Genomic DNA, 19,016 nt, shown 5'->3' with positions numbered 1-19,016 from the left:
CCGATTACGAAGTTCTTTTCGTTTTGTAGTGACAGCTTGCAGAGAAGAGTTTTGCGAATGCGAAATCGTAACTAATTACGCTTCCTTCAATCTGTTCACGGATAAAGCGCCCGCTTTCTACAAGTTGTCCGGCGGAATCCTCATACAATTCAAGCGTAACATCCTTGTTCCAAGCTATGATCGCATCTTCCTCCATATCTGGATGTATTCTCCAATTCACACCGAAGAAGTTAGAAACCTGTCCCGTTTTCATGTACCCTTCGAGAAGGTTCATCGACTGGAATTGTTTGAAATTTGTTTCATCCGTGAGCATCCTTTCCAAAAAGTTTCGGGAAGTGACAGCATGAGTGAACTCGATTGCTCTATCGGCAGGAAGAAGAAGACTGACTACGTCTTCATACTTCCATACGTTTACAGCGGTGGTTTTGGAGTCGGGAGCTTTCGTTCCTTCATTTCCATCACCACTTTTGATTATATTAAGAGCTTGTTTCGTAATCTGTTGGGTAAGATTCCAACCGAAAACTTGAAAGATATGTTGTACTTTCAAGATCTGCATTTTTTTCAATGCGCCGTAACTGAAATCAATCTCCAATCCGACAGGACTGGTTTCGATTGCCTTGTCAGTGGTTTTGATCTTTGCCACAGGAAACTTACTACCGCTGTCCTTAGATTTTTTCTTTGCAGAAAGATCCGAACCTTCGATATCTAACGCAGTAGACCTTACAGCACCTGTGTTGATTTTCGTTTTTATTGAATAAGTATCTTCCAGTTTCACCTGGAGTTGTCCCATATTCATTCCGATATATATGTTCTGGTTTACGAACTCAGGAAAGAGATACTTTGATTGGTTGGATGATGAGATAAAGTCATCCACAGAAAAGGATGCTTCCGCAATTGGCAGATTGTTTGCCATTAGTTGACGCTCGAACGCAGAAAGTCCTTTTCCAGTTGGAGTTTCTGGGTCGTATCCTGCGTTCGATTCCTCTCTTGCCATGAACTCGGTCATGGTCATACCTTCGCGTTTGGCGTCGGAATATGCTTCAGCTTGTAGGTCGAGACGAACAAGTCCGTTATCTAATTTTACGTGTGGCACTTTCTTTTCTCCTTAAATAATGCAGGCCATTTTTTTTGTTCCGGTATCGACAGAGATAACGAGAACGCGTGTTCCGCTAGAAGCGGATTTGATTTTTCCAGCCCCGTCTCCCTGGATGTTCAGGTAACCGGGAGTTGCGTCGGTTCCGGAATATTCGTATTCGAAAACTCCGAAGACCTTTAACCCGAGTGTTTTTTCCTTTTCATCCACAGACGCGATTTGTCCTGCCGGAGAGTCACCATCGGCACAAAGGGAAACTTCCATGTTTGCGGAAAACTTAGCTGGCTTTCCGATTGCGTCTTTGGTGAGATTTTGATGCTTTACGGTTATCGTCACAGGATCGATGATCCCACGAAAACCGACTTCGAATGCGTTATCTAAAGACATGTTCGTTTCTCCTTTACTTTTTACTCAGCTTGTAGCTGTCGGGATTTTTCTTTTGGGAAGATGTCGCTCCGCCTTGTGGTTCGCTCAGACTTCCTGATGCACGGGAAACTTTTTTCGAACCGCAATCTTCACATTTGAGCGGATGCGAATTTTCCAAAGAAGCACCGTATTGTTTAAAAAACGCCTTAGCCTGCTCGAGATTTGCACCTTGGATTAAACCTTCGATAACAGGGTCGGTGTTGTTTTTCGAGAAGGCGCGGAATGCAGTGATCGCCTTTTCTCTTTCGGTGTTAAGAATCTTCGTGGGTTCTTTCAAAAGGCTTTGAAGTTCGGCAACCTTGGACGCGAGATCGATTCCTTCTGGGAATGCTTCGCTTCCGAAGAGTTTGGCGAACTGATTTAAGTTGCTTTGCAAGACAGCGCTTTGACGCGCTTGTTCCTGCAATTTTGAAATGGTTTTCCCCGCTTCTTCCAGCACGGATTCCATTTTTTCCGACGGTAATTCCACGGATTCGCCCTCCCCAGAGGACAGACCGAATTTTTGGGAATCAACCCCCAGAAGTGACAAAATAGTACGTTTGATTTTCATCTTATCCTCCTGATTGTTTAAGTTTGTAAGATTGCTTTGAGGGAAATCGAACCCAGAAAATTTCCTTGCAGTATTATCAGCAGGAACGGCGACGAGACTTGTTTCGGGAACGGATAGGATTTTGATCGGAATGAGTCGAACGTATTGGCCATCGATAACCTCACCAAGACGTCCATAGAAATTATCCAACTGAGGATGAGACTTTTCGTAAGTGAAAGAGATACCAACAGAGTTCGCGTCTATCAATGCCGGTTTCGTTTTTAACCGCGCGATAACATCAGAGGCAAATTCTTTATAAATCCGAAAAACAGCATCTATACCAGGGATATCATTACGGTTTGTGAATATAGGATTTCGCGTAATTCCGATCGCGTTGCGAACGGTTCTTTGATGATCAGTGTAAATTTTAGTTGTAAAATGTTCTACAGCGACTTCTAAAATCGCAGGGTTTCTAAAATCACACCACCATCCTTCGATCAAAACTGCGGATAGCATGCGAAAGTTAAATTCTGCGAATTCCTCATTCTCTACAAGTGAGGTTGCATCTCCCGCATTTACTGAAGCACCGCTTTGAAAAAAATCGGCGTGGAGAGAACGGAATTCTCCCCGCGCAACGCCAGAGTTATGGAGAAGGAGTCCGGACTCTAACCTAAGATGTCCGTTCGAATCGAATTTTAAATTTGCTTTTGGCACATGGCAATAATAGCCTATGTGTTTTGAATAGAAAGAGGTTTAGTATAACGCAAGTCTTGAATGTCCGCTATGTCTTTACTTTTTACTTGCTCGTGAATTTACCCACTTCTCAACATCAGATATAAGCCAGCCTGAACTTCGCTCTCCAAAATCATATCTTGGAAAAGGAAAATCCCCTCGCTCGTCCCAGCGTATTATCGTCTTTTCGCTCTTTCCTAAGATTCTACCGAATTCTTTCGGAGAGTAAAATAACTTTCTGATATGAGACGAGAGTTTGATTCGGGGTGTTTTTGTAGTGAGCGCGTTCATAGATAAGCGTTTCCTAATATAAAAAAATATTCTTGTCAATCACAAAAAAGAGACTTAAGATACTTTAAGAGACTTGCAAGATGATAGCGGAACCAAAAATTAATTCGGACCAGATGAAAAGGCTTTGGGCGACTGCAAGAGAAGCGGGCTTGTCAAAAGTAAAAGTTTATGAAATTGTTTTGAATGAGACCGGGTCTGAATCGATTTCCGCGTTAAACACTTTGCAGGCTCATTCAGTAATCAACATTCTGAATGCAGAACGTCAAAGGGCTTTGAATCAAAAGCCAAAAGATCCGATTTTAGTCTTAAAGAAGAATCTTCAAAAGCGTTCTTACGAACAAAAACAACTGGCTAAACAAATCTGCGAAAAGATTAACAATCAAGGAATCTACAATATCGATTTAGATGTGTTTTCCAAACGGCAATACAAAAAGCCGTTTGATTTGCTTACTCGTAAACAAGCGGCTGGATTGATTCAGGGGTTAAAGGCAATTTTAGGGAGATAGGTTACTTTTTCTTTTTAAACTTATCACTAAAAAAACTGTCATTTGCCTTTTCATAACATTCCGCTTCCGACCTTAGATTACTTTTATCAGCATGTCGAATACATCCCTCTACACTTTCGATTTCAAGATACGGAATAACATCAAAATGCGGAGGAACTCTTTCACCACAGACCATAGCAAAATTTACATAATGGTAAAATAGCCCTTCGTCATCTGAAATTTTAAATGCTTCTGTAGGCTGATCGTTCCTAACCGCCAAAAACTTTCCATTTGCAGTACGGACCCATATCTTTCCAGAATCACTATTGAGTTTGAATTTATTCAAATCTTCTTTTTTTAGAGAGAGGATACCAAAGTCCGGACATTTCGAATCTAAAGGTTCGGGAAGTGTTAATGGATTATTCAGAATCGCATTACGAGTATCATAACAAATCGATGTCGAAAGTTGCTCGGCCTTTGATCTCCAGAACTCGCTTTTTAAAATCGATGACTTTTTAAATCTCTTTGATTCTCCTACGCATTTTTGAGCTTCCAACTCCACGACAAAAGGAATCGAATAATAAAATGGAGGTTTTGTCTCTTTCCCACAAATTGATTCGTATGTTTTCATAAAATTATGGAAGCCTTTTTCATCTGAAATTTTAATTGCGTCATAGGCATCAGTAGCTAATACTTCAATGTAATCTCCCCGAACAGTTTTTACGAGAATCTTTGAAGGATCGTTTTTTAGTTTTGCTTTTTTGATTTCTTCCAACGTAGGATAATTTCCAAATTCCTTACAAGGCGCATTCAATGCGTTAGGAGAATTCTGAGTTTGGATAGGGGCGGAATATAAGAATACAAAGAATATTAAAATTACCTGAATTAGAATTGATCTACTTTTTTCAAACACTTGCTTTCTCCAGGTAACATTTATCGAATATATGTTGCTTAATATTTTTTAGCTAATAATAATCGGCTAACATTCAATAAAAATGTTAGCCTTTTTCGATCTTACTTTGACATAGGCGAACATTATCAGGTAATGTTCACTTGTCTTTACTGAGGCCATCGAATCTGATCAGTCACAATTTTTGTGGTCACATTCAAATGGTAAATGTAGCCTCAATTGCAAGCCCCTTTGAATAAACTTTCACGTTCTTTATGCCTTCGTATCGATCCTCTTTCAGGTCAACATTTCTCATGAATGTTGACCTGAAAGATAGGTCCCAATGCCACATAACTCCCAAGAAATGCAATATTTTTTACAAAATTTGGATTTGATTTTGTCGGGGGATCTATCCATACTACACAGACGATAAGGAAAGAGAAATCATGTTGGATAGTCTGGATGAAACTGTTTTACTATTTAGAATTGAGGAACGGATGAACGAGTTCGTCCACGATCTTTCTTACAGTGATGAGACCTCTACACGAGTCTTAATTCAAGGATACTCAAATGATCTGAAAGAAATATTCATTTCTTTCTGTCAGTCATCACCTAATAACACTCGAACCATCTCTTGAATTTTCTTCCATTCTGAATCCGTAGTTTTTATGATCGTCTGGACAAATTTAAACATTCCATCACGCTCTCTCAATTTCCTTATAACGAAACGAATTTCATCTGTTTGCTTATCTGCCTCGTCCGGTGGAGGAAGAAACATAGAGCCGGTTCCCGTTAAAAACCAATTTATATTTACATGAAATTTAAAAGCAAGTTTAACAATCGTTTCTTGTGAGAAAGACTTTCCTCGCTTGAGAACATCGTTTATAAAAGCGGGCGAAACTCCTAGTTTTTCTGCAAATTCTTTTTGAGTTATCCCTAACGCCGCAATCAAAGCATATAAACGTTCCGAAATTCCATCCGTTTTTGGGTCACCATTCATAAGAAATGGTGACCTTTAAAAAAAATACGCCCATAGATAATTTTTTCTCTTGCAAATACGCCAATAGCGTAGTAATATGCTAATAGCTTATTAGATAGTATATCGGCCAGAGAGCAGGTCAACCAGGAACAAAATGGAATCGATAGCGCAGAAAAAAAAATACGGTCCCGCAAGCTCAGTTGAGACGGAAATCGGTAAGGATGCTTCTGGAATTCATAGAAGTTCAAAACATCTTTCCAGAACGATTCGAGAGAAAATCAAAACTGAGTTGCGATATCGATATGGAAGCGTTGCCGCTTGGGTGCGTAACAATGATTTGAATTATGGTTACGTCACCCAGGTTCTAAACGGCATTGCTCCCGGTTATACCTTACGCCCTCTTTTTGAAAAGGAAGGATTGATTGATACTGAGATTGAGGGTCAGGCAGATGCTCAATAAAAAACGAGGTCGTAAAATTCCTCTTCAGTTACAGTTGCTTGCTAAATCCGGCAAAACCGTATGTGCCATTGCTAAGAAAAGTGATTTAGACAGGTCATTGTTTTCTCACTGCATTCACGGACGCAAAACCTCTTCCCGCGTAAACGAAATCCTCCTCAACGAATGGGAGATTTCCGTAGCGGACGCCCGCGAAGCCTACCGCGAACATAAAGAAAGAGAAATATTAGGAAACCCTGTTACGTTTGAAGAGGCGTTCGAATGGATGGTTCGCAAGCGTTTCGAATACCGCACAACTCACAAAGGACTCGTAACGACCTGGGAAGAGTTCCGCAAATCTCAATACGATCTCGTATATCCAATCTATAAATCTGCATTCGCTCCGAGGATTGCCGCATGAAAACGATCAGTTTACCCGTATGGAAGAATCCGAAAATCTGCGCCTGTGGAAACGCGGCGGAATTGCAGGAACATTTCGGATACAGAACCAGAGTTTTGAACTACTACGTTGCGTGTGATGAATGTGAGAAAATTACGATATTCTATCGAACCGCAGTAGAGGCCGTGGACGCATGGAATCGTGACGAGCTGGACACGGAGGAATAGGAATGAGGCTTCGACTTGTGTATGAAATCGATGACAGTGGGAAGCGTAACGTTTTCGTTGAAACCAAAGATGGAAAATTAGACATACTCGCGTATGACTTTAAGTTTCTAACCGAACAAGGTGAGCAAATTCGAATGAATTCCTGGGGAACTCCAAAACAACGCAAAGAACTTCTGAGGAAGGCCAAACATGAAACCAATCGTTAAGGAAATGATCAAACGCAAAGGCGAAATTGTTAAGCGCAAACAATCGGAACTTGAATACGAACTACTTTGCGAACGTGCAAATTTTATAAACTTAATGTACGGAGGTCAAACCGTGAACGATAGAATCCTAAAAAAAGCGGAAGCCCTTTCTCTGAAATACGAAACTCAGAAAGACCAGATCGCCTTTCTTACCGGTTTTGTGGAGGGATTTAAACATCTCAAAGGGATCGATTCCGGAGAGGCGTATGAAAACGGACGGACGTATGGATTGAGAGAATTTCAAGGCGAGACCGATCGCCGAGAAGAACGGTTCTTTCGGGAAAGTTCTACGTCACCTGCCACTCCACATCTTAGGAGAGTAAAATGAAAACCGTCGAGCGAATCGCATTTCTCCGCCAAGCTATATACAAAAAATATTCCGCCGAAGTTTTGCGTGAACTCGGAAACGAATCGGATTCGACAGACAGATGGAAGCGACTTGCGGACAAAGCAATCAGTCGATCAGCGGTCTTTCAAACGTACATCGAGTGTCGAGATAACGTCGCGGATTTTGCTGAATGGCAAAACGAAGAACTTACGGAAGAACGAATTCAACAGGAAAGGCAATAAGTTGAAAACGTATCCGCTTAAATTCCGAAAAGCATTGATTCATTCCGGCCTGTCGGAAGTGGAATTTAAAGCCTATTGGAATCGGCTTCACGAAGTGCAAAAAGAAAAGCACACTTCAAAAGAACTCGCACTCTTAATTTCAATCGAAGCGAAAATGAGACCGGCGTATTTGAATTTGGATTCGGCGGAAGAATATAAGAAAAATGGAATGCTTACGAAAATTCATAAACAATTTCTGGAGATGCTCGCATGAAAAGCTACGTGTATTTACAGCCAGCCTTGCTTCACTATAAAAGGAAAACGTTATGGGATCGAATTTGCGATCTGTTTCTTGTGGAGAAAGACGATGAATAAACCCATCTCATTCCTATCCGCGGGAGTGTTAATCGCACGGCACTCGATTTTAACTTCGCTCCTTACCATGGGATTTACAAACAAAACGCAAATGCTCAAGGCTTCCATCGAATCGGATGCACATAAGCTGGCATTTCTCGAAAGACGAGGATTACTTCCTGATTACGAGGAATACCTAAACGAACTTAAAATAGAATCGAAAATTTTGGAGGAGAACGATGTCCAAGAAAAGTAAAAAGGACACAAAGCCCGTTAAACAAAAAACCACAAAGACTACGGCTTCGAATGTAAAAAAGCCGACGTCCGTAGCGGAAGTTTGGCCGGAAGAAGAAAGTTCGGTGGCAGTCTCGAAATCGATGGAAATGGCACTTCCCGAATCGACCGCACCCGTTCCATTGGTCACACCGGAACAGAGAAGGACAAGACTCAACTACCTGATGAGTCAGATTGGCGCCGGGACGGAGATGATCCGAGTCGGACAGGAAACGGTTCTTATGGCTCTTGCCGAAGTGAACCGGGAACAACTCTTTCTGGAAGTCCCCGGATGCACAGGAATGGAGCAATTCGTAAACGACAACACTGTCTTTGAGTGGTGGAAAATCGAAAGAGCGCTCCCCGCGGTCGACAAGCTCTTCTCTTCCGAAATCAATCGGAAATCTTTGAACGGAAAAAGCGATAAGGCTCTGCTTAGAATCATCGAAGGGTTACGGGAAGAGAACGCTCTTTTTGAAGACGGAGAGGTTCGATTTCCAGATGGAAGAGCTATGAGTCTTTCCGATTACGAAAAGAGCTTCGCTTCGAAAAATCAAAAAGAATTCTCTAAGATTCTCGCGGACAATGCCAAACGAATCGGTGAATTGGAAAACCAAGTTACGAACACGAGAAACGAAGCCGCAAGCTACAAATCCTCGATGGACGAACTTAGTAAAATCGTGGATGATCAGACAAAAGACACCGGGATTTCTCCAGAAGTAAGAAGAGCGTTTCGTGAAAGACAAGAACTTTCAGGAATTCTAATGGAATCCCTGAACTCGATTCAATCACAAGCGGATGTTTTACTCGCCGCACACGATTCGGATTTTTCTAAACTCGATCATAGTTTAGAAAATGGTAAAGTGGTTTCTATCTTCCTAACTTCGCTTTCCGGGATTTACAAATCGCTCCATGATAAATGGTCCGACTGCTTACCGATTCCGATGTCTGAGGATCTTGGATGAAAATCCTCGACTTAGGTATGGTGATCCCCCTCTACCGCGAATGGAATTACGCTAAAACGGTAGTAAAAAATTCGCGGATACGAGGGGAAATCGTTCAAAAAGCGATTCGGATTCTGGGACTTTCGAAGCCGCGAGTATATGCCGCTTTCAAACGATTGGAAGAAGGAGAATCGATTGTTTCGGTTTCGAAAGTGGAAAGAAAGAAAACCGGATCCAGGCTTGGAAGTTTAGAAAAAGAACTTCGAGATAAAGAGGGTTTCATTCTTTCCGAACTCATGTATGCCGGGGAAGTTCTTCACGAACAGAAAAAGAAAACCGGTACCGAAAATAGCGCGAAGACCGTGGGTTATGCGCTCAATCGGAAATACGGAAAGTCGATGGAGTTCGTTATCGAACAAGGGGAGAAACTCGGTATGATTCGTCCCGGAGTTTGGGACCGATTCAAACTTGGACGGTGGTTGAACGATAAGGGTCTTGCACGGAAACAAGTAAAAAGCCCCCTGGCTTCTATAACGTGGTCAGAGCCTTACGCGAATCGTGCCTGGATGATCGACGCCTCTCCGCTCAATGCGGTGTATTTGCATCCTTCCAAAAAATACCTTGCGGTTCGTCCGGATTTAGAGATGGGAATCACACGGATCTATGAAGGATCGGAAGACTCCCAATTAAGAAAGATTATAATCTGTGTCGCGGTGGAAGTCTATTCGAAAGCATTCTATGTGTATGCGTATGCACCGAGTGCAATCGGAGGGGACTCGACTCATGGAGGTGAGAATTCAACTGACTGGGCAGACTTTTATACAAGATTAGTACTCCCTAAAGAAGACGATTATATTCCCTTACAAGGACTTCAGGAAACACTATATACCGATGGTCATTCCGCTTTCAAAACATTGGATCCATTCTTTCACCGTCTCGGTGTAAAACGGATTCCACACTTTCCAGGTCACTCTAAAGCAAAAGGTCCGGTGGAATCTCGGATCTCAGCTATCAAACGAAGCTGTGAAGTTCGAATCGTTAAGGGAATGATTTCGAATCTGGATGAGTTGAATGAACTCCTTTATCGTTACCAGATTCACCGAAACGATAAGATAGGAAGTTATGCGAAATGGCTCGCATCCGTTCAGAAACATCCGATACGCGCGGTTACGAAACAAAACTTGAAAGACGCGATGGTTTCTGAACTTATCCGAGACGTAGACGCGTATGGTTGTGTTTCGATCGAAGCCCGAATGTATCTTCTTCGTTACTCTCCGGAAGAAGTCGCAATCGATCGTTGCGGTGAAAAAGTCTCGATCTACAAACGATACGACGGCTCCTACGTTGCAACCACAAGCGACGGAAGACACCTCCTTCTGGATGATCAAGGTCCAATTGAGCGAACTTCTGGATCTTTCGAAAACCTCGGTGGACGAAAAGGGTTTCGTGAAACCGAACGGATGAAGAATAGAAAAAAAGCCCTGAAAGGCGCCAAGTCTGTGGAAAAATCCCTCGTTCTTTCCGATGTTCTTCCGGACTTACCAGAAACTCCATACGGAAAGTTGAATATTCCAAAACTGGATATGAAGACGCATACTCCCGCTCCTCCGACAGAATTTTCTACGGTCGACGATGCGTATGATTGGCTTCTTGAAGAACTCGAATTCAGTGAAGAAATTCCGGACGAAGAAATAGACAAAATCGTTCTCTACAATCTGAAATCCTGCAAACGAAAGGTCGGATCGATTCCTGCACAAGAGGTTCTCGATCTCGTTGAGATGATCCGCGAATACTTCATAAGTAAGGAGTTAGGAAATTGAACGCACTTTTAACCAAACGACCGGATTTCGTAAACACTCGGAATACGGACAAGATCACAAAATTAGCCTATCACGCTGTGAAAAACAATTCCTGGCTTGCTGTTACAGGAGAAGTCGGCATGGGGAAGACGTATCTGTATAATAGCCTCCTTGATTTTTTCTCCAACCAACCACAGAAATACATCCTCGTTCATGTAGGTCCAGCATGGGAAAGTGCGTTAGGTGGACTTTCGATTCCATTCGTAATAAAACACATGATCCGAACGATTCGTCCGGGAGAACACGTTCCTGGAAATCTAAACGAAAAATATTTCAAACTACGAGAGCTTTTGATCTGGGCGAGAAGCATCGGAAGAAAGGTTGTTTTGATCGTTGATGAAGCACAGGCGCTTCGTATCGGGGGACTTCGTGATCTTAAAAAAGTTTGGGAAATCTCTCACGATAAGGAAGATCACCTTTTTTCGATCTTGATGTTTATGAAACCGGAGACTCGGATTTCGAGTATTCTTTCAAGTCCAGAGATTGGATACCGAACAATCCATGCACCCATGAATCAACTCAGCCATGCTGAACTGATACAAATTGCAGAAGAAGGTTTTAAGATTAAGTTCGAACGCGGGAAAGCGGGAGAGAAAACGAAAGAGCTTCTCATTCGCGGGTGTAGGTTTAGAACTCCTTTAGCAGTTCGTAATGCTCTTCTTGGAATTGCATTTACCTATCCGGAAGTTTTATCCGATTTAACCATCCGAGAAAACCACGTTCGAAACTTTCTCTCCGACGGTTATCTTCGGATCATGGATCGCCTAAAGATTTCTGTAAAACAGCTTAGATCAGGAATCAAAGAGCGCTACAAAAAAGATTTGGATAAAACGACAATCGAAAACGCGCTCAGCGGAGAAGGCGACGTTTCTCCAGAGATAGAAGCAATCGTAAAAAACGAACTTGTAAATCGTATTCGGAATAGAACTCACAAATACGATGATACGATTTTCACAGAAACACATGATGATTTTTGAATAAAGGAGGAAAACAATCATGGTAGCAAAAAAGAAAACGAAGAAGACGCCCGTAAAGAAGGCAAAGAAGAAAGCGACTCCGAAAAAGGTCGCACGAAAAAGTCGAATCCCGAAGGCGGATACTGTAAAATCTTCCTCTACAGGTGTGGCGGTTGATGTATCTCCGAAACCGGAAGGAGATGCTACGAATGGCAAAAACTAAAAAAAACGAAGAGAAGCGTCCGCTTGTCGATCTTCCGAACAACGCTTACAAAAACAAATCCGAACTGGAAGCCGGAATGGAATACATGGGCGAACAAATGCTCGAAAAGGAACGACTTGTAAACGAAGCGAATCAGAAAATTTCTCAGATACGCTCGGAATTGGAAGAAACCATCTATCCGATTCAAGCGAAAATCGATCACGTTACGAGCGGGATTGCATACTTCGTACAAAAGAATCGGGAAGAATTATTCCCGGATCCGAATCTGAAAACCTGCAAACTCATTTCGGGAACGTTGAATTTTCGAAAGACCCCTGCTTCGGTAAGAACGAAAGCCTCTGTAAAACTCTTCGAGAAGATCCTTGCAGAGAACGGTCTTCTACAGTTATACAACGACTGGATTGCAAGGCTTTCTAAGGTGTTTATTCGTGCCAAGTTGGAGTTGAACAAAGACTCAATCATCGCAGATCCGTTGGCGGCTCATCAGAAAATCGGAGTCGAGTTGAACGAAGAAAAGGAACGTTTGTATATCAAGCCTTCCAGACTCGAAGACGAGATCTCTGCTGATCCAGACATAGAGGCCGCGTGAAAAGGAAAGACATAGGGGACAGAGCTTTAGATTTCTGTTTGGAAGCAATCGACGAAAAGGAATACGGTTCCCCCTGTGTCTTATTCTAAAGCGGCAGAACGTAGGGCGTATAATCTTTGTGTAATCTCCGGATACAATCCGGAACAGATTGCCGCCGCCCTAAAACCTGATTATCCCAAAATCACTGCGAACACGATTCGCAACTGGCTTTCCAAAATTGATGAAACAACTGGAACAACGGCTTTACAAGATCGTGAAAAAGCTCTCTTAAACGCAAGAAACGAAGCATTAAAAGACGCGGAAATCAGTCTTACTACGCTACGCGTGAATACGGTTCGCACATTCAAAGCTCTCAAAAATCAAATTTTCGATAAGGAAGGAAATTTAACGATTGAGTTCAAGTCTGGTGAAGGCGCGTTAAATACCTTTCGCGGATTGATGAATGATATCGAAAGGATGCTTGAAAAAGAAAAGGAACGAGTAGAACCAGTTGAAGTTGCTCGCGGTGTTCACCGAGCAATCAAAGGCACCCCTGAGTTACATGCATTTCTTAAACTGAATCCAATCGTATTTTCTCAATACATCGCAAATATCAAACGAGAAGTTTCGATGATGAAGGACATCGATATTGCATTCTTACCGGAGTTAACCGATGGCGAAGACTAAAACAAAAAACGCTCAGGAAGAATTCTTTCAAGAACTCGATAATCTTATAGGAAAGCCATCTACCGAACGTGACGGTACGATGGAAGAATTCCTGACTCAAAACGTTTTTGTAAAAGGCGACGATGACCTTATCCCTTACAGTTTTGACGGTTACTCATTTTGGAGAGATATTTGTAGGGAATCTCAGAATCATCCTTATGTAGTTTTTCTTAAAGCGGCGCAAATCGGTTATTCTGTTTGGGCGTTATCAAGACTCGTTTGGAAAATCTTTAGATCCAGTTACAAAGCTGGAATCTACTTTCCAGACGATACTTCAATGAAAGATTTTGTTCAAGATCGGGTAGAGCCATTCCTCAATCAATGCCCTATCTTAAAGCCTTTTCTAAATGATTCTAACGTAGACAATACGAGAACTAAAAAAATCGACAAAGCGACTCTCGTGATGCGCGGTACGTGGACAAAGCGCGGAACGAAAACTGTCGACTTGGATATCGTGATGTTAGATGAAGTCGACGAACACGACGAGGAAAATATCGAATTCGTTGGGGATCGACTTTTGGCTTCAAAATTGAATTGGATGATGCTCGGTTCTCAACCGTCGCTTCCGAATATCGGGATCCATGCAGAATTTCTCCGTTCCGATCAAAGATTTCGTCTTCTAAAATGTCCTTCCTGCGGTCATTGGACAAATTTAGTAGAACGTTGGTTAAAGGATCCGATCAGTATATTCGGTTTCGATGATAAAGAGGCGCTAAGAAATCCGAGTGCATCGAATGTGTTTTACGCATGTGAGAAGTGCGGTCGAAAACTTGACAATCAAAAAGGAGCATACGTTGCGAAGATAAATTCAGATCGTCGCGGATACCAATGCTCTCAACTCTTTACACCGAGAAACCCGTTTTTCATCTATAGCAAGCTTCTTGGTGCAGTTACAAGCGCAAAACGTAAAAACCTTACAATCTCTATAATCGGCTGGCCTTCCAGTTCCGAAGAAGAACAGCCTTTACAAATCGATGAAATACAAAAATGGGAAGGAGACCAAGGACTCAAAGATCATTCCCCTTACTTTACTTATCATGGTGCGGACCAAGGAGACACAGTTCATGGAGTTTTCGGTGAACCGACATTGGATGGAAGAATCCGAATCATCGGACTTTACAAAGCAAGTGTCTTAGACGAAGGACGTTACGCGGAACAGATAACTCGATTTAGCGTATTAAATGGAAATATTGATGCTTTGCCGAATCGTAACTGGTCTTTACGCATGGCGCTTCGTTTTCCGGAAAATTTAAAGATTCAGTACTTCACGAAAAAATATCGGGAGAATTCTGAGGTTGTTCCTGGAGCGGATGAGGTCGGCGTCATAAACGTAAACCGAGACGACTCTCTTCAAGATACTGTCGACGCAATCAAAGCCGGACTCTTTATATTTCCGAATCCACTTTTACTTTCCGAGTCGGACCTCAAAGCATACGAAGAATTCAAATTTCATCTTACGATGCTCGTCCGAGAGAAAGGTGAAGATGAAAATGGAAAGTCTTTATGGTCGTTCAAAAAGAAAGTTCCTAACCATTATGGCATGGCTCTCAATTCATTAAGAATTGCTTATGAAACTTCGGGAACGGGATCTGGTGGATCCGGATATGGAGGTTTTGCATAATGAACTTTTTTGAAAGATGGGCAAATTATTTTTTTGGAACGTCTACAGCAATGGAGTTTGCCGCAAATTCCAAGAACCTGAAAGATTTTCGGCAAGAAACCGAACTTTTTGTTCAGGATGTGAATCCATCATTTCCTTTGGAGTCTATCCCTTTAATCAAAAAACTCGTGATCGCTTTTCCCGACCTTTCCCAAGCAGTTAAAAGATCGCTTACTCTCGGAAATTCTGGAATCGAATGGAAGATCGATGCTGACGAAAACGGTAAAAAGAAGATTCAAGCTGACATCGACACTTTCTTTAAAAAGCATCCTGGAATCACGAATCACCTTCTGAGACAAGTTTTAACAACAGGAGCTTTATCCGCTGAGATTGTGCCGTCCTTAAATCTTGACTCAGTGGCTGAAATTCGTTTGATCCCTGTTGAAAAAGTCATATTCAAAAAAGAAATAGATGCGGATAACATCGTTCGTTTTGTTCCGTATGAAAAAGGAAAATTCGGTTATAGTCGGCTTAACGAAGAACAATATATTTATGAAGCGATTGAGCGAGAAGAAGATTCACCGTACGCGATTCCTCCATTTCTTTCCGCCATTCGATGGATCAATTCTCAATTCAAAACTCAAGAGAATATCGATAAAACCTTAAACAAGTGGGGACTTTTGGGGTTTATCATAGCAAAATTCAAAAGACCTCGTCTTCTACCAGGAACGGATGCAAAAATGTATGAAAACCAACAAAAGGAATTCTTACAGGGCGCAAAAGCCTCGTTCGAAAAGAATTCTCAATCCGGTTTTCTTGCAACGTACGACGATACAACTGTCGATCACCATACATTAACGGATGCATCCAAGACCGGTGGCTTTGAAGCGATTTCTCGTTACATTGAGGAGCAGATTTCTTCGGGAGCCGATATCGATTTAGCGCTCCTTGGAAGATCTTATTCAGTGACTGAAACGTATATAAAAGTCGCAGGGAAATTTTTTCTACTAAAACTTGGGAACTATGCGTATCCAGTTATTCAACTTCTGATCAGAGCAATTATACTGGATCAGTTACTTAAAGGAAATCGCTTTCAATCGATTGATGCAAGTCGTAAGAAATCAATCTCTTTAGATCCTCTTTCTGATGCACAGGCTAAGTTGGCCGAAAAGCAGGTTGAGAACGCAGATTTTCAACTCGTTCTTGCTATGGTAAAATCGGGCGCAATCAGCCCCGACGATGGTGCTAAACTCTTAGGGCGAGACAAGTGGTTTGATTCAGATAAATTAGAAACGCAAACCGACGCTGGATTTACTTTCTCAGAAAACACAGACTTAGGGAGTAAAAAAAAAGTCCTGATGAGTAAGCAGTTCGGACAAACCTCAAATGTTTGCGGTGACCTTGACACTCTTGTAGAGCTTGGTGCTTGGACAAAAAAAGAGAAAGAAGTCTATGCTTCCATCGAGGAAGCATTCGTCTCTCATTTCTTTTCTTCATACGAGGACCGCGTTAAAGAAGCGTTGAATCAAATTTCCAAAAAAGGAATTAATAAGACCGATGCGGTCAATACGATTTGGGACGTCTTAGAGAAAGAACTTGGAAGCAAATTCCCGGAAGAAACTGCGAAAGCATGGAAGGAAACAATTTCGAAAGCCTGGGATGCAGGCCAGGATATAAATAATCCGAATTCAAAAACGAATCCTCCGAGGATGCAAGCAAATAAAGACATATTAGGATTCTTTGATAAAGGATATAAGTTTGATATCGGCAAACAATTCAATCGAAAAGATGACGTAAACAAAATAGAAAATGCAATTCGGGAAGCTGTGGAAACTGGATCCACGAATGAAATCATCCGTAAACTTCAAGACGAACTCTTGGGTCCGGCTCCGAAAGACAAACCCGGAAAGAAAAAAGAAGGACATGTTCCTCCGATCGATCCTGACGCGAAACTTAGAATCAAGCTGAATGACATCGTTCGTGGGCAAATTCTTAGATCCAGAAATTTTTCCCGTACAGAAAGATTCGAACAAATCGGGATCGAACGATTAGAAATCGTTGCGGTGATGGATAACCATACTTCCTACATCTGCAAACTCATGAACGGTAAGACGATTGAAGTTAGAACTTGCGTGGAATACGTGCGTGAATTTTTGGCGGATGATCCGACCAGGGAATATTTCTGGAAAGATCGACGAAATCCAACGGAAGCACAAATCAGAAAATTGGATATTGCCTCTAAGTCGGGTGATGAAATTACCGCGCACTTGCGGAACAAAATGCCTCCGTATCATACCGGCGGCTGTAGGACGACAGTTGTAGCTAGTTTCAAATCAGAAACAAAGAAGGCTTCATGATTCCTGAAACAGCAACTCTCAATATTCAAGATCGGGCAAAACTTTATAGCGAGTCCTTTCCGAATTACGCGCCGCTTCACGTTTTCAAAGGAAGGCTATACGGAGAGTGGGAACTTGGGCAAAACTATAAAAACACTTCCGACTACCACGGAGCCTATCCGGAACAATATTTAAAACGACTCTTACCGATGTTTCCGGATAAAATCAAGGTTCTTCATTTATTTAGCGGAAAAACACCACCCGGTTCGTATCTTCGTATGGATAAAAATCCAGATTTGAATCCTGAAATCGTCGGTGATGCCGAACTTCTTTCCTCGTATGTCCGTGCGATTATAGGTCACTCGTTTGATTTGATTTTGGCGGATCCGCCTTATACCAAAGAGGATGCTGAACATTACGGTTTCATAATGGTCAATCGCGGAAAAGTTCTTATGGAAGCCTGGAAGAGTTTAATTTCCGGCGGGCATTTGGTTTGGTTGGATCAGGTAGTTCCTCAATATTCCGGAGAAAAGTGGTTTCTTGAGGGAAAAATCTATCTTTCGATTTCAACGAACCATAGAGTCAGAGTAATTTGTATATTTAGGAAAGTTTAATATGAGTAATTTTGAAATTTTCGAATTGGTAGCGGAATACACGATAGCTGGCACTCTTGCGGTCTGGGCGGTTTTAGGAATTTTTGCTTTAATCATCGCGTCTTTCATTTGGAAATCCCGGTTTAGCCTATTCACCACAGGCTTTGTCCAAGTCTTCTTGGTTGCGGTGAATACTTATCTCATAAGCAAAGAGAAATATTTGGCAGTCTTTTTTGTGGGAGGACTGATCTCATTTGTATGGACTTGGAACGTCCAAAAGATCGCATTCGGAACCTTGAGAGATCGAATAACTTACGCCTCTGGTGCGGGTTTCGGATCTTTGATAGGCTTACTCTTAACCGCATTCATTCTAAAAACATTCAGTCTATAAGGAGTTTGATATGAAAGAATTGATCATTCAAGAAATACTTGGAGAAAGAGAAAAGCAAGATCAGAAGTGGGGAGAACAAAATCACAAGCCTATGGAATGGGTCGCAATTCTCGGAGAAGAAGTCGGAGAGGTAAACAAAGCGGCTCTCGAAGCGTATTTTAGATATAAGGGCAAAGAGGATTATTCTGAATATCGAAAAGAACTTGTTCAGGTTGCCGCTGTTGCGTTGGCGATGATTGAATGTTTCGATCGGAATAACGAATCGTAAGGAAAATCTCGGAATCATCAAGATAGAGAATTAGAAAACAATAATGAAAGGTTTTTATCGACTTAACAGACTTATTGGACTTCTCCAAAGGTTTTGGATTTTGTCAAAAAGAGCTACACTTTTGTGGCCCTTCGGAGAATTTCGTGGGAAGAAACTACTTCATAAATGACGGTGAGAAGAGGTTGCAGATGAGTTTCGAGCAAATTTCGTCATTGCAAAATCATAACATAACCAATGAATAATATTCCTAATGAACGCAAACGAAAACTTAGAAAAACATTACTCTCTCCTTTTAGGAATCTCATCACCTTGGTCGGTTGAAACCGTAGAATTAAATATCGCAGCAAAGAAAGTAGATATCGAAGTCTCATACGATGAGCGGGAAGCTGTAGAGTGTCCGGATTGTGGTAAAAAATGTCCTCGGAAAGATCATACAGAAAAAAGAACCTGGCGCCATTTGGATACGATGCAATTCCAGACATTGATTCATGCTCGAATCCCACGCGCTCAATGTGAAGCTCACGGCGTAAGAAACGTAAAGTTGCCTTGGAGCGAACCGTATTCCCGGTTTACGTTGTTGTTTGTAAAATTCGCAATCGATGTAATCAAAGCCTGCGGGAATGTATCGGACGCGGCAGCGCTTT

27 protein-coding genes are annotated in these 19,016 nt (G+C 41.9%); 21 read left to right on the top strand and 6 right to left on the bottom strand.

The window, feature by feature from the left end; genetic code table 11:
• Positions 1-4: 4 nt before the first annotated feature.
• From LEP1GSC194_RS10095 to LEP1GSC194_RS23430, 4 genes are all read right to left on the bottom strand, one after another.
• Positions 5-1,093: a hypothetical protein gene (locus LEP1GSC194_RS10095; protein ID WP_020773501.1), complete on the bottom strand. Its 1,089-nt coding sequence runs from the start codon at positions 1,091-1,093 to the stop codon at positions 5-7.
• A 12-nt stretch (positions 1,094-1,105) separates the two neighbouring features.
• Complete coding sequence (locus tag LEP1GSC194_RS10090; protein ID WP_020773524.1) at positions 1,106-1,480, bottom strand: hypothetical protein; 375 nt, start codon at positions 1,478-1,480, stop codon at positions 1,106-1,108.
• A 13-nt stretch (positions 1,481-1,493) separates the two neighbouring features.
• Complete coding sequence (locus tag LEP1GSC194_RS10085) at positions 1,494-2,762, bottom strand: hypothetical protein (RefSeq protein ID WP_020773482.1); 1,269 nt, start codon at positions 2,760-2,762, stop codon at positions 1,494-1,496.
• A 75-nt stretch (positions 2,763-2,837) separates the two neighbouring features.
• Complete coding sequence (locus tag LEP1GSC194_RS23430) at positions 2,838-3,071, bottom strand: helix-turn-helix transcriptional regulator (protein WP_020773491.1); 234 nt, start codon at positions 3,069-3,071, stop codon at positions 2,838-2,840.
• Between the two features lie 80 nt (positions 3,072-3,151).
• On the opposite strand from LEP1GSC194_RS23430, the gene LEP1GSC194_RS10075 reads away from it, so the two are divergent.
• Positions 3,152-3,577 (top strand): hypothetical protein, encoded by a 426-nt coding sequence (locus LEP1GSC194_RS10075; RefSeq protein WP_036042183.1) that lies wholly within the window; start codon positions 3,152-3,154, stop codon positions 3,575-3,577.
• A 1-nt stretch (position 3,578) separates the two neighbouring features.
• On the opposite strand, the gene LEP1GSC194_RS10070 is transcribed toward LEP1GSC194_RS10075, so the two are convergent.
• Positions 3,579-4,469 carry a hypothetical protein gene (locus LEP1GSC194_RS10070; RefSeq protein WP_020773508.1) on the bottom strand — a complete coding sequence of 297 codons (891 nt, stop codon included), beginning with the start codon at positions 4,467-4,469 and terminating at the stop codon, positions 3,579-3,581.
• A gap of 577 nt (positions 4,470-5,046) precedes the next feature.
• Complete coding sequence (locus LEP1GSC194_RS10065; RefSeq protein ID WP_020773483.1) at positions 5,047-5,445, bottom strand: helix-turn-helix domain-containing protein; 399 nt, start codon at positions 5,443-5,445, stop codon at positions 5,047-5,049.
• Positions 5,446-5,578: 133 nt separating this feature from the next.
• Here LEP1GSC194_RS10065 and LEP1GSC194_RS10060 point away from each other — a divergent pair, with 133 nt between their 5' ends.
• The 20 genes from LEP1GSC194_RS10060 to LEP1GSC194_RS09965 all read left to right on the top strand — a co-directional run.
• Positions 5,579-5,884, top strand: a complete 306-nt coding sequence (locus LEP1GSC194_RS10060) for a helix-turn-helix domain-containing protein (RefSeq protein ID WP_020773536.1) — start codon at positions 5,579-5,581, stop codon at positions 5,882-5,884.
• Positions 5,874-6,281, top strand: coding sequence for a hypothetical protein (locus LEP1GSC194_RS10055; protein WP_036042182.1), 408 nt, complete (start codon positions 5,874-5,876; stop codon positions 6,279-6,281). The genes LEP1GSC194_RS10060 and LEP1GSC194_RS10055 overlap by 11 nt, the downstream gene beginning before the upstream one ends.
• On the top strand, positions 6,278-6,487 hold the full coding sequence (locus tag LEP1GSC194_RS10050) for a hypothetical protein (RefSeq protein ID WP_020773495.1): 210 nt from the start codon (positions 6,278-6,280) through the stop codon (positions 6,485-6,487). Before LEP1GSC194_RS10055 ends, LEP1GSC194_RS10050 begins: the two co-directional genes overlap by 4 nt.
• A gap of 2 nt (positions 6,488-6,489) precedes the next feature.
• Complete coding sequence (locus LEP1GSC194_RS10045; protein WP_020773503.1) at positions 6,490-6,693, top strand: hypothetical protein; 204 nt, start codon at positions 6,490-6,492, stop codon at positions 6,691-6,693.
• A gap of 112 nt (positions 6,694-6,805) precedes the next feature.
• Entirely contained in the window at positions 6,806-7,060 is a 255-nt protein-coding gene (locus LEP1GSC194_RS10040; RefSeq protein WP_036042211.1) for a hypothetical protein, read from the top strand.
• Entirely contained in the window at positions 7,057-7,302 is a 246-nt protein-coding gene (locus LEP1GSC194_RS10035) for a hypothetical protein (RefSeq protein WP_020773534.1), read from the top strand. The genes LEP1GSC194_RS10040 and LEP1GSC194_RS10035 overlap by 4 nt, the downstream gene beginning before the upstream one ends.
• Position 7,303: 1 nt before the next feature.
• Entirely contained in the window at positions 7,304-7,555 is a 252-nt protein-coding gene (locus LEP1GSC194_RS10030) for a hypothetical protein (protein WP_020773552.1), read from the top strand.
• Between the two features lie 93 nt (positions 7,556-7,648).
• Positions 7,649-7,891 (top strand): hypothetical protein, encoded by a 243-nt coding sequence (locus LEP1GSC194_RS10025; RefSeq protein WP_021064492.1) that lies wholly within the window; start codon positions 7,649-7,651, stop codon positions 7,889-7,891.
• A complete protein-coding gene (locus tag LEP1GSC194_RS10020; protein WP_020773506.1) occupies positions 7,875-8,873 on the top strand; it encodes a hypothetical protein in 999 nt (332 codons plus the stop codon). The genes LEP1GSC194_RS10025 and LEP1GSC194_RS10020 overlap by 17 nt, the downstream gene beginning before the upstream one ends.
• Complete coding sequence (locus LEP1GSC194_RS10015) at positions 8,870-10,672, top strand: hypothetical protein (protein WP_020773510.1); 1,803 nt, start codon at positions 8,870-8,872, stop codon at positions 10,670-10,672. Before LEP1GSC194_RS10020 ends, LEP1GSC194_RS10015 begins: the two co-directional genes overlap by 4 nt.
• On the top strand, positions 10,669-11,688 hold the full coding sequence (locus tag LEP1GSC194_RS10010; RefSeq protein ID WP_020773484.1) for an ATP-binding protein: 1,020 nt from the start codon (positions 10,669-10,671) through the stop codon (positions 11,686-11,688). Before LEP1GSC194_RS10015 ends, LEP1GSC194_RS10010 begins: the two co-directional genes overlap by 4 nt.
• A 19-nt stretch (positions 11,689-11,707) precedes the next feature.
• A complete protein-coding gene (locus LEP1GSC194_RS10005) occupies positions 11,708-11,890 on the top strand; it encodes a hypothetical protein (protein WP_020773525.1) in 183 nt (60 codons plus the stop codon).
• A complete protein-coding gene (locus tag LEP1GSC194_RS10000) occupies positions 11,877-12,479 on the top strand; it encodes a host-nuclease inhibitor Gam family protein (protein WP_020773545.1) in 603 nt (200 codons plus the stop codon). Before LEP1GSC194_RS10005 ends, LEP1GSC194_RS10000 begins: the two co-directional genes overlap by 14 nt.
• Before the next feature lie 75 nt (positions 12,480-12,554).
• The gene (locus tag LEP1GSC194_RS09995; protein WP_020773531.1) at positions 12,555-13,145 is read left to right on the top strand and encodes a hypothetical protein; all 591 of its coding nucleotides are present in this window, start codon (positions 12,555-12,557) and stop codon (positions 13,143-13,145) included.
• Positions 13,132-14,805: a phage terminase large subunit family protein gene (locus LEP1GSC194_RS09990; RefSeq protein WP_020773500.1), complete on the top strand. Its 1,674-nt coding sequence runs from the start codon at positions 13,132-13,134 to the stop codon at positions 14,803-14,805. The genes LEP1GSC194_RS09995 and LEP1GSC194_RS09990 overlap by 14 nt, the downstream gene beginning before the upstream one ends.
• Positions 14,805-17,141, top strand: a complete 2,337-nt coding sequence (locus tag LEP1GSC194_RS09985; protein ID WP_036042181.1) for a hypothetical protein — start codon at positions 14,805-14,807, stop codon at positions 17,139-17,141. Before LEP1GSC194_RS09990 ends, LEP1GSC194_RS09985 begins: the two co-directional genes overlap by 1 nt.
• Positions 17,138-17,734: a hypothetical protein gene (locus LEP1GSC194_RS09980; protein ID WP_020773487.1), complete on the top strand. Its 597-nt coding sequence runs from the start codon at positions 17,138-17,140 to the stop codon at positions 17,732-17,734. Before LEP1GSC194_RS09985 ends, LEP1GSC194_RS09980 begins: the two co-directional genes overlap by 4 nt.
• 1 nt (position 17,735) lies before the next feature.
• Positions 17,736-18,104: a hypothetical protein gene (locus LEP1GSC194_RS09975; protein WP_036042180.1), complete on the top strand. Its 369-nt coding sequence runs from the start codon at positions 17,736-17,738 to the stop codon at positions 18,102-18,104.
• Between the two features lie 10 nt (positions 18,105-18,114).
• Positions 18,115-18,372: a MazG-like family protein gene (locus tag LEP1GSC194_RS09970; RefSeq protein WP_020773527.1), complete on the top strand. Its 258-nt coding sequence runs from the start codon at positions 18,115-18,117 to the stop codon at positions 18,370-18,372.
• Between the two features lie 250 nt (positions 18,373-18,622).
• Positions 18,623-19,016: transposase family protein (locus LEP1GSC194_RS09965; protein WP_036041868.1), on the top strand; the 394-nt coding region annotated here is incomplete at its 3' end.

It is taken from the genome of Leptospira alstonii serovar Sichuan str. 79601, from assembly GCF_000347175.1.
Classification (GTDB): Bacteria; Spirochaetota; Leptospiria; order Leptospirales; family Leptospiraceae; genus Leptospira; species Leptospira alstonii.
Note: the sequence above shows the minus strand (reverse complement) of the source record. Positions and strands in the feature narration are given on the sequence as shown.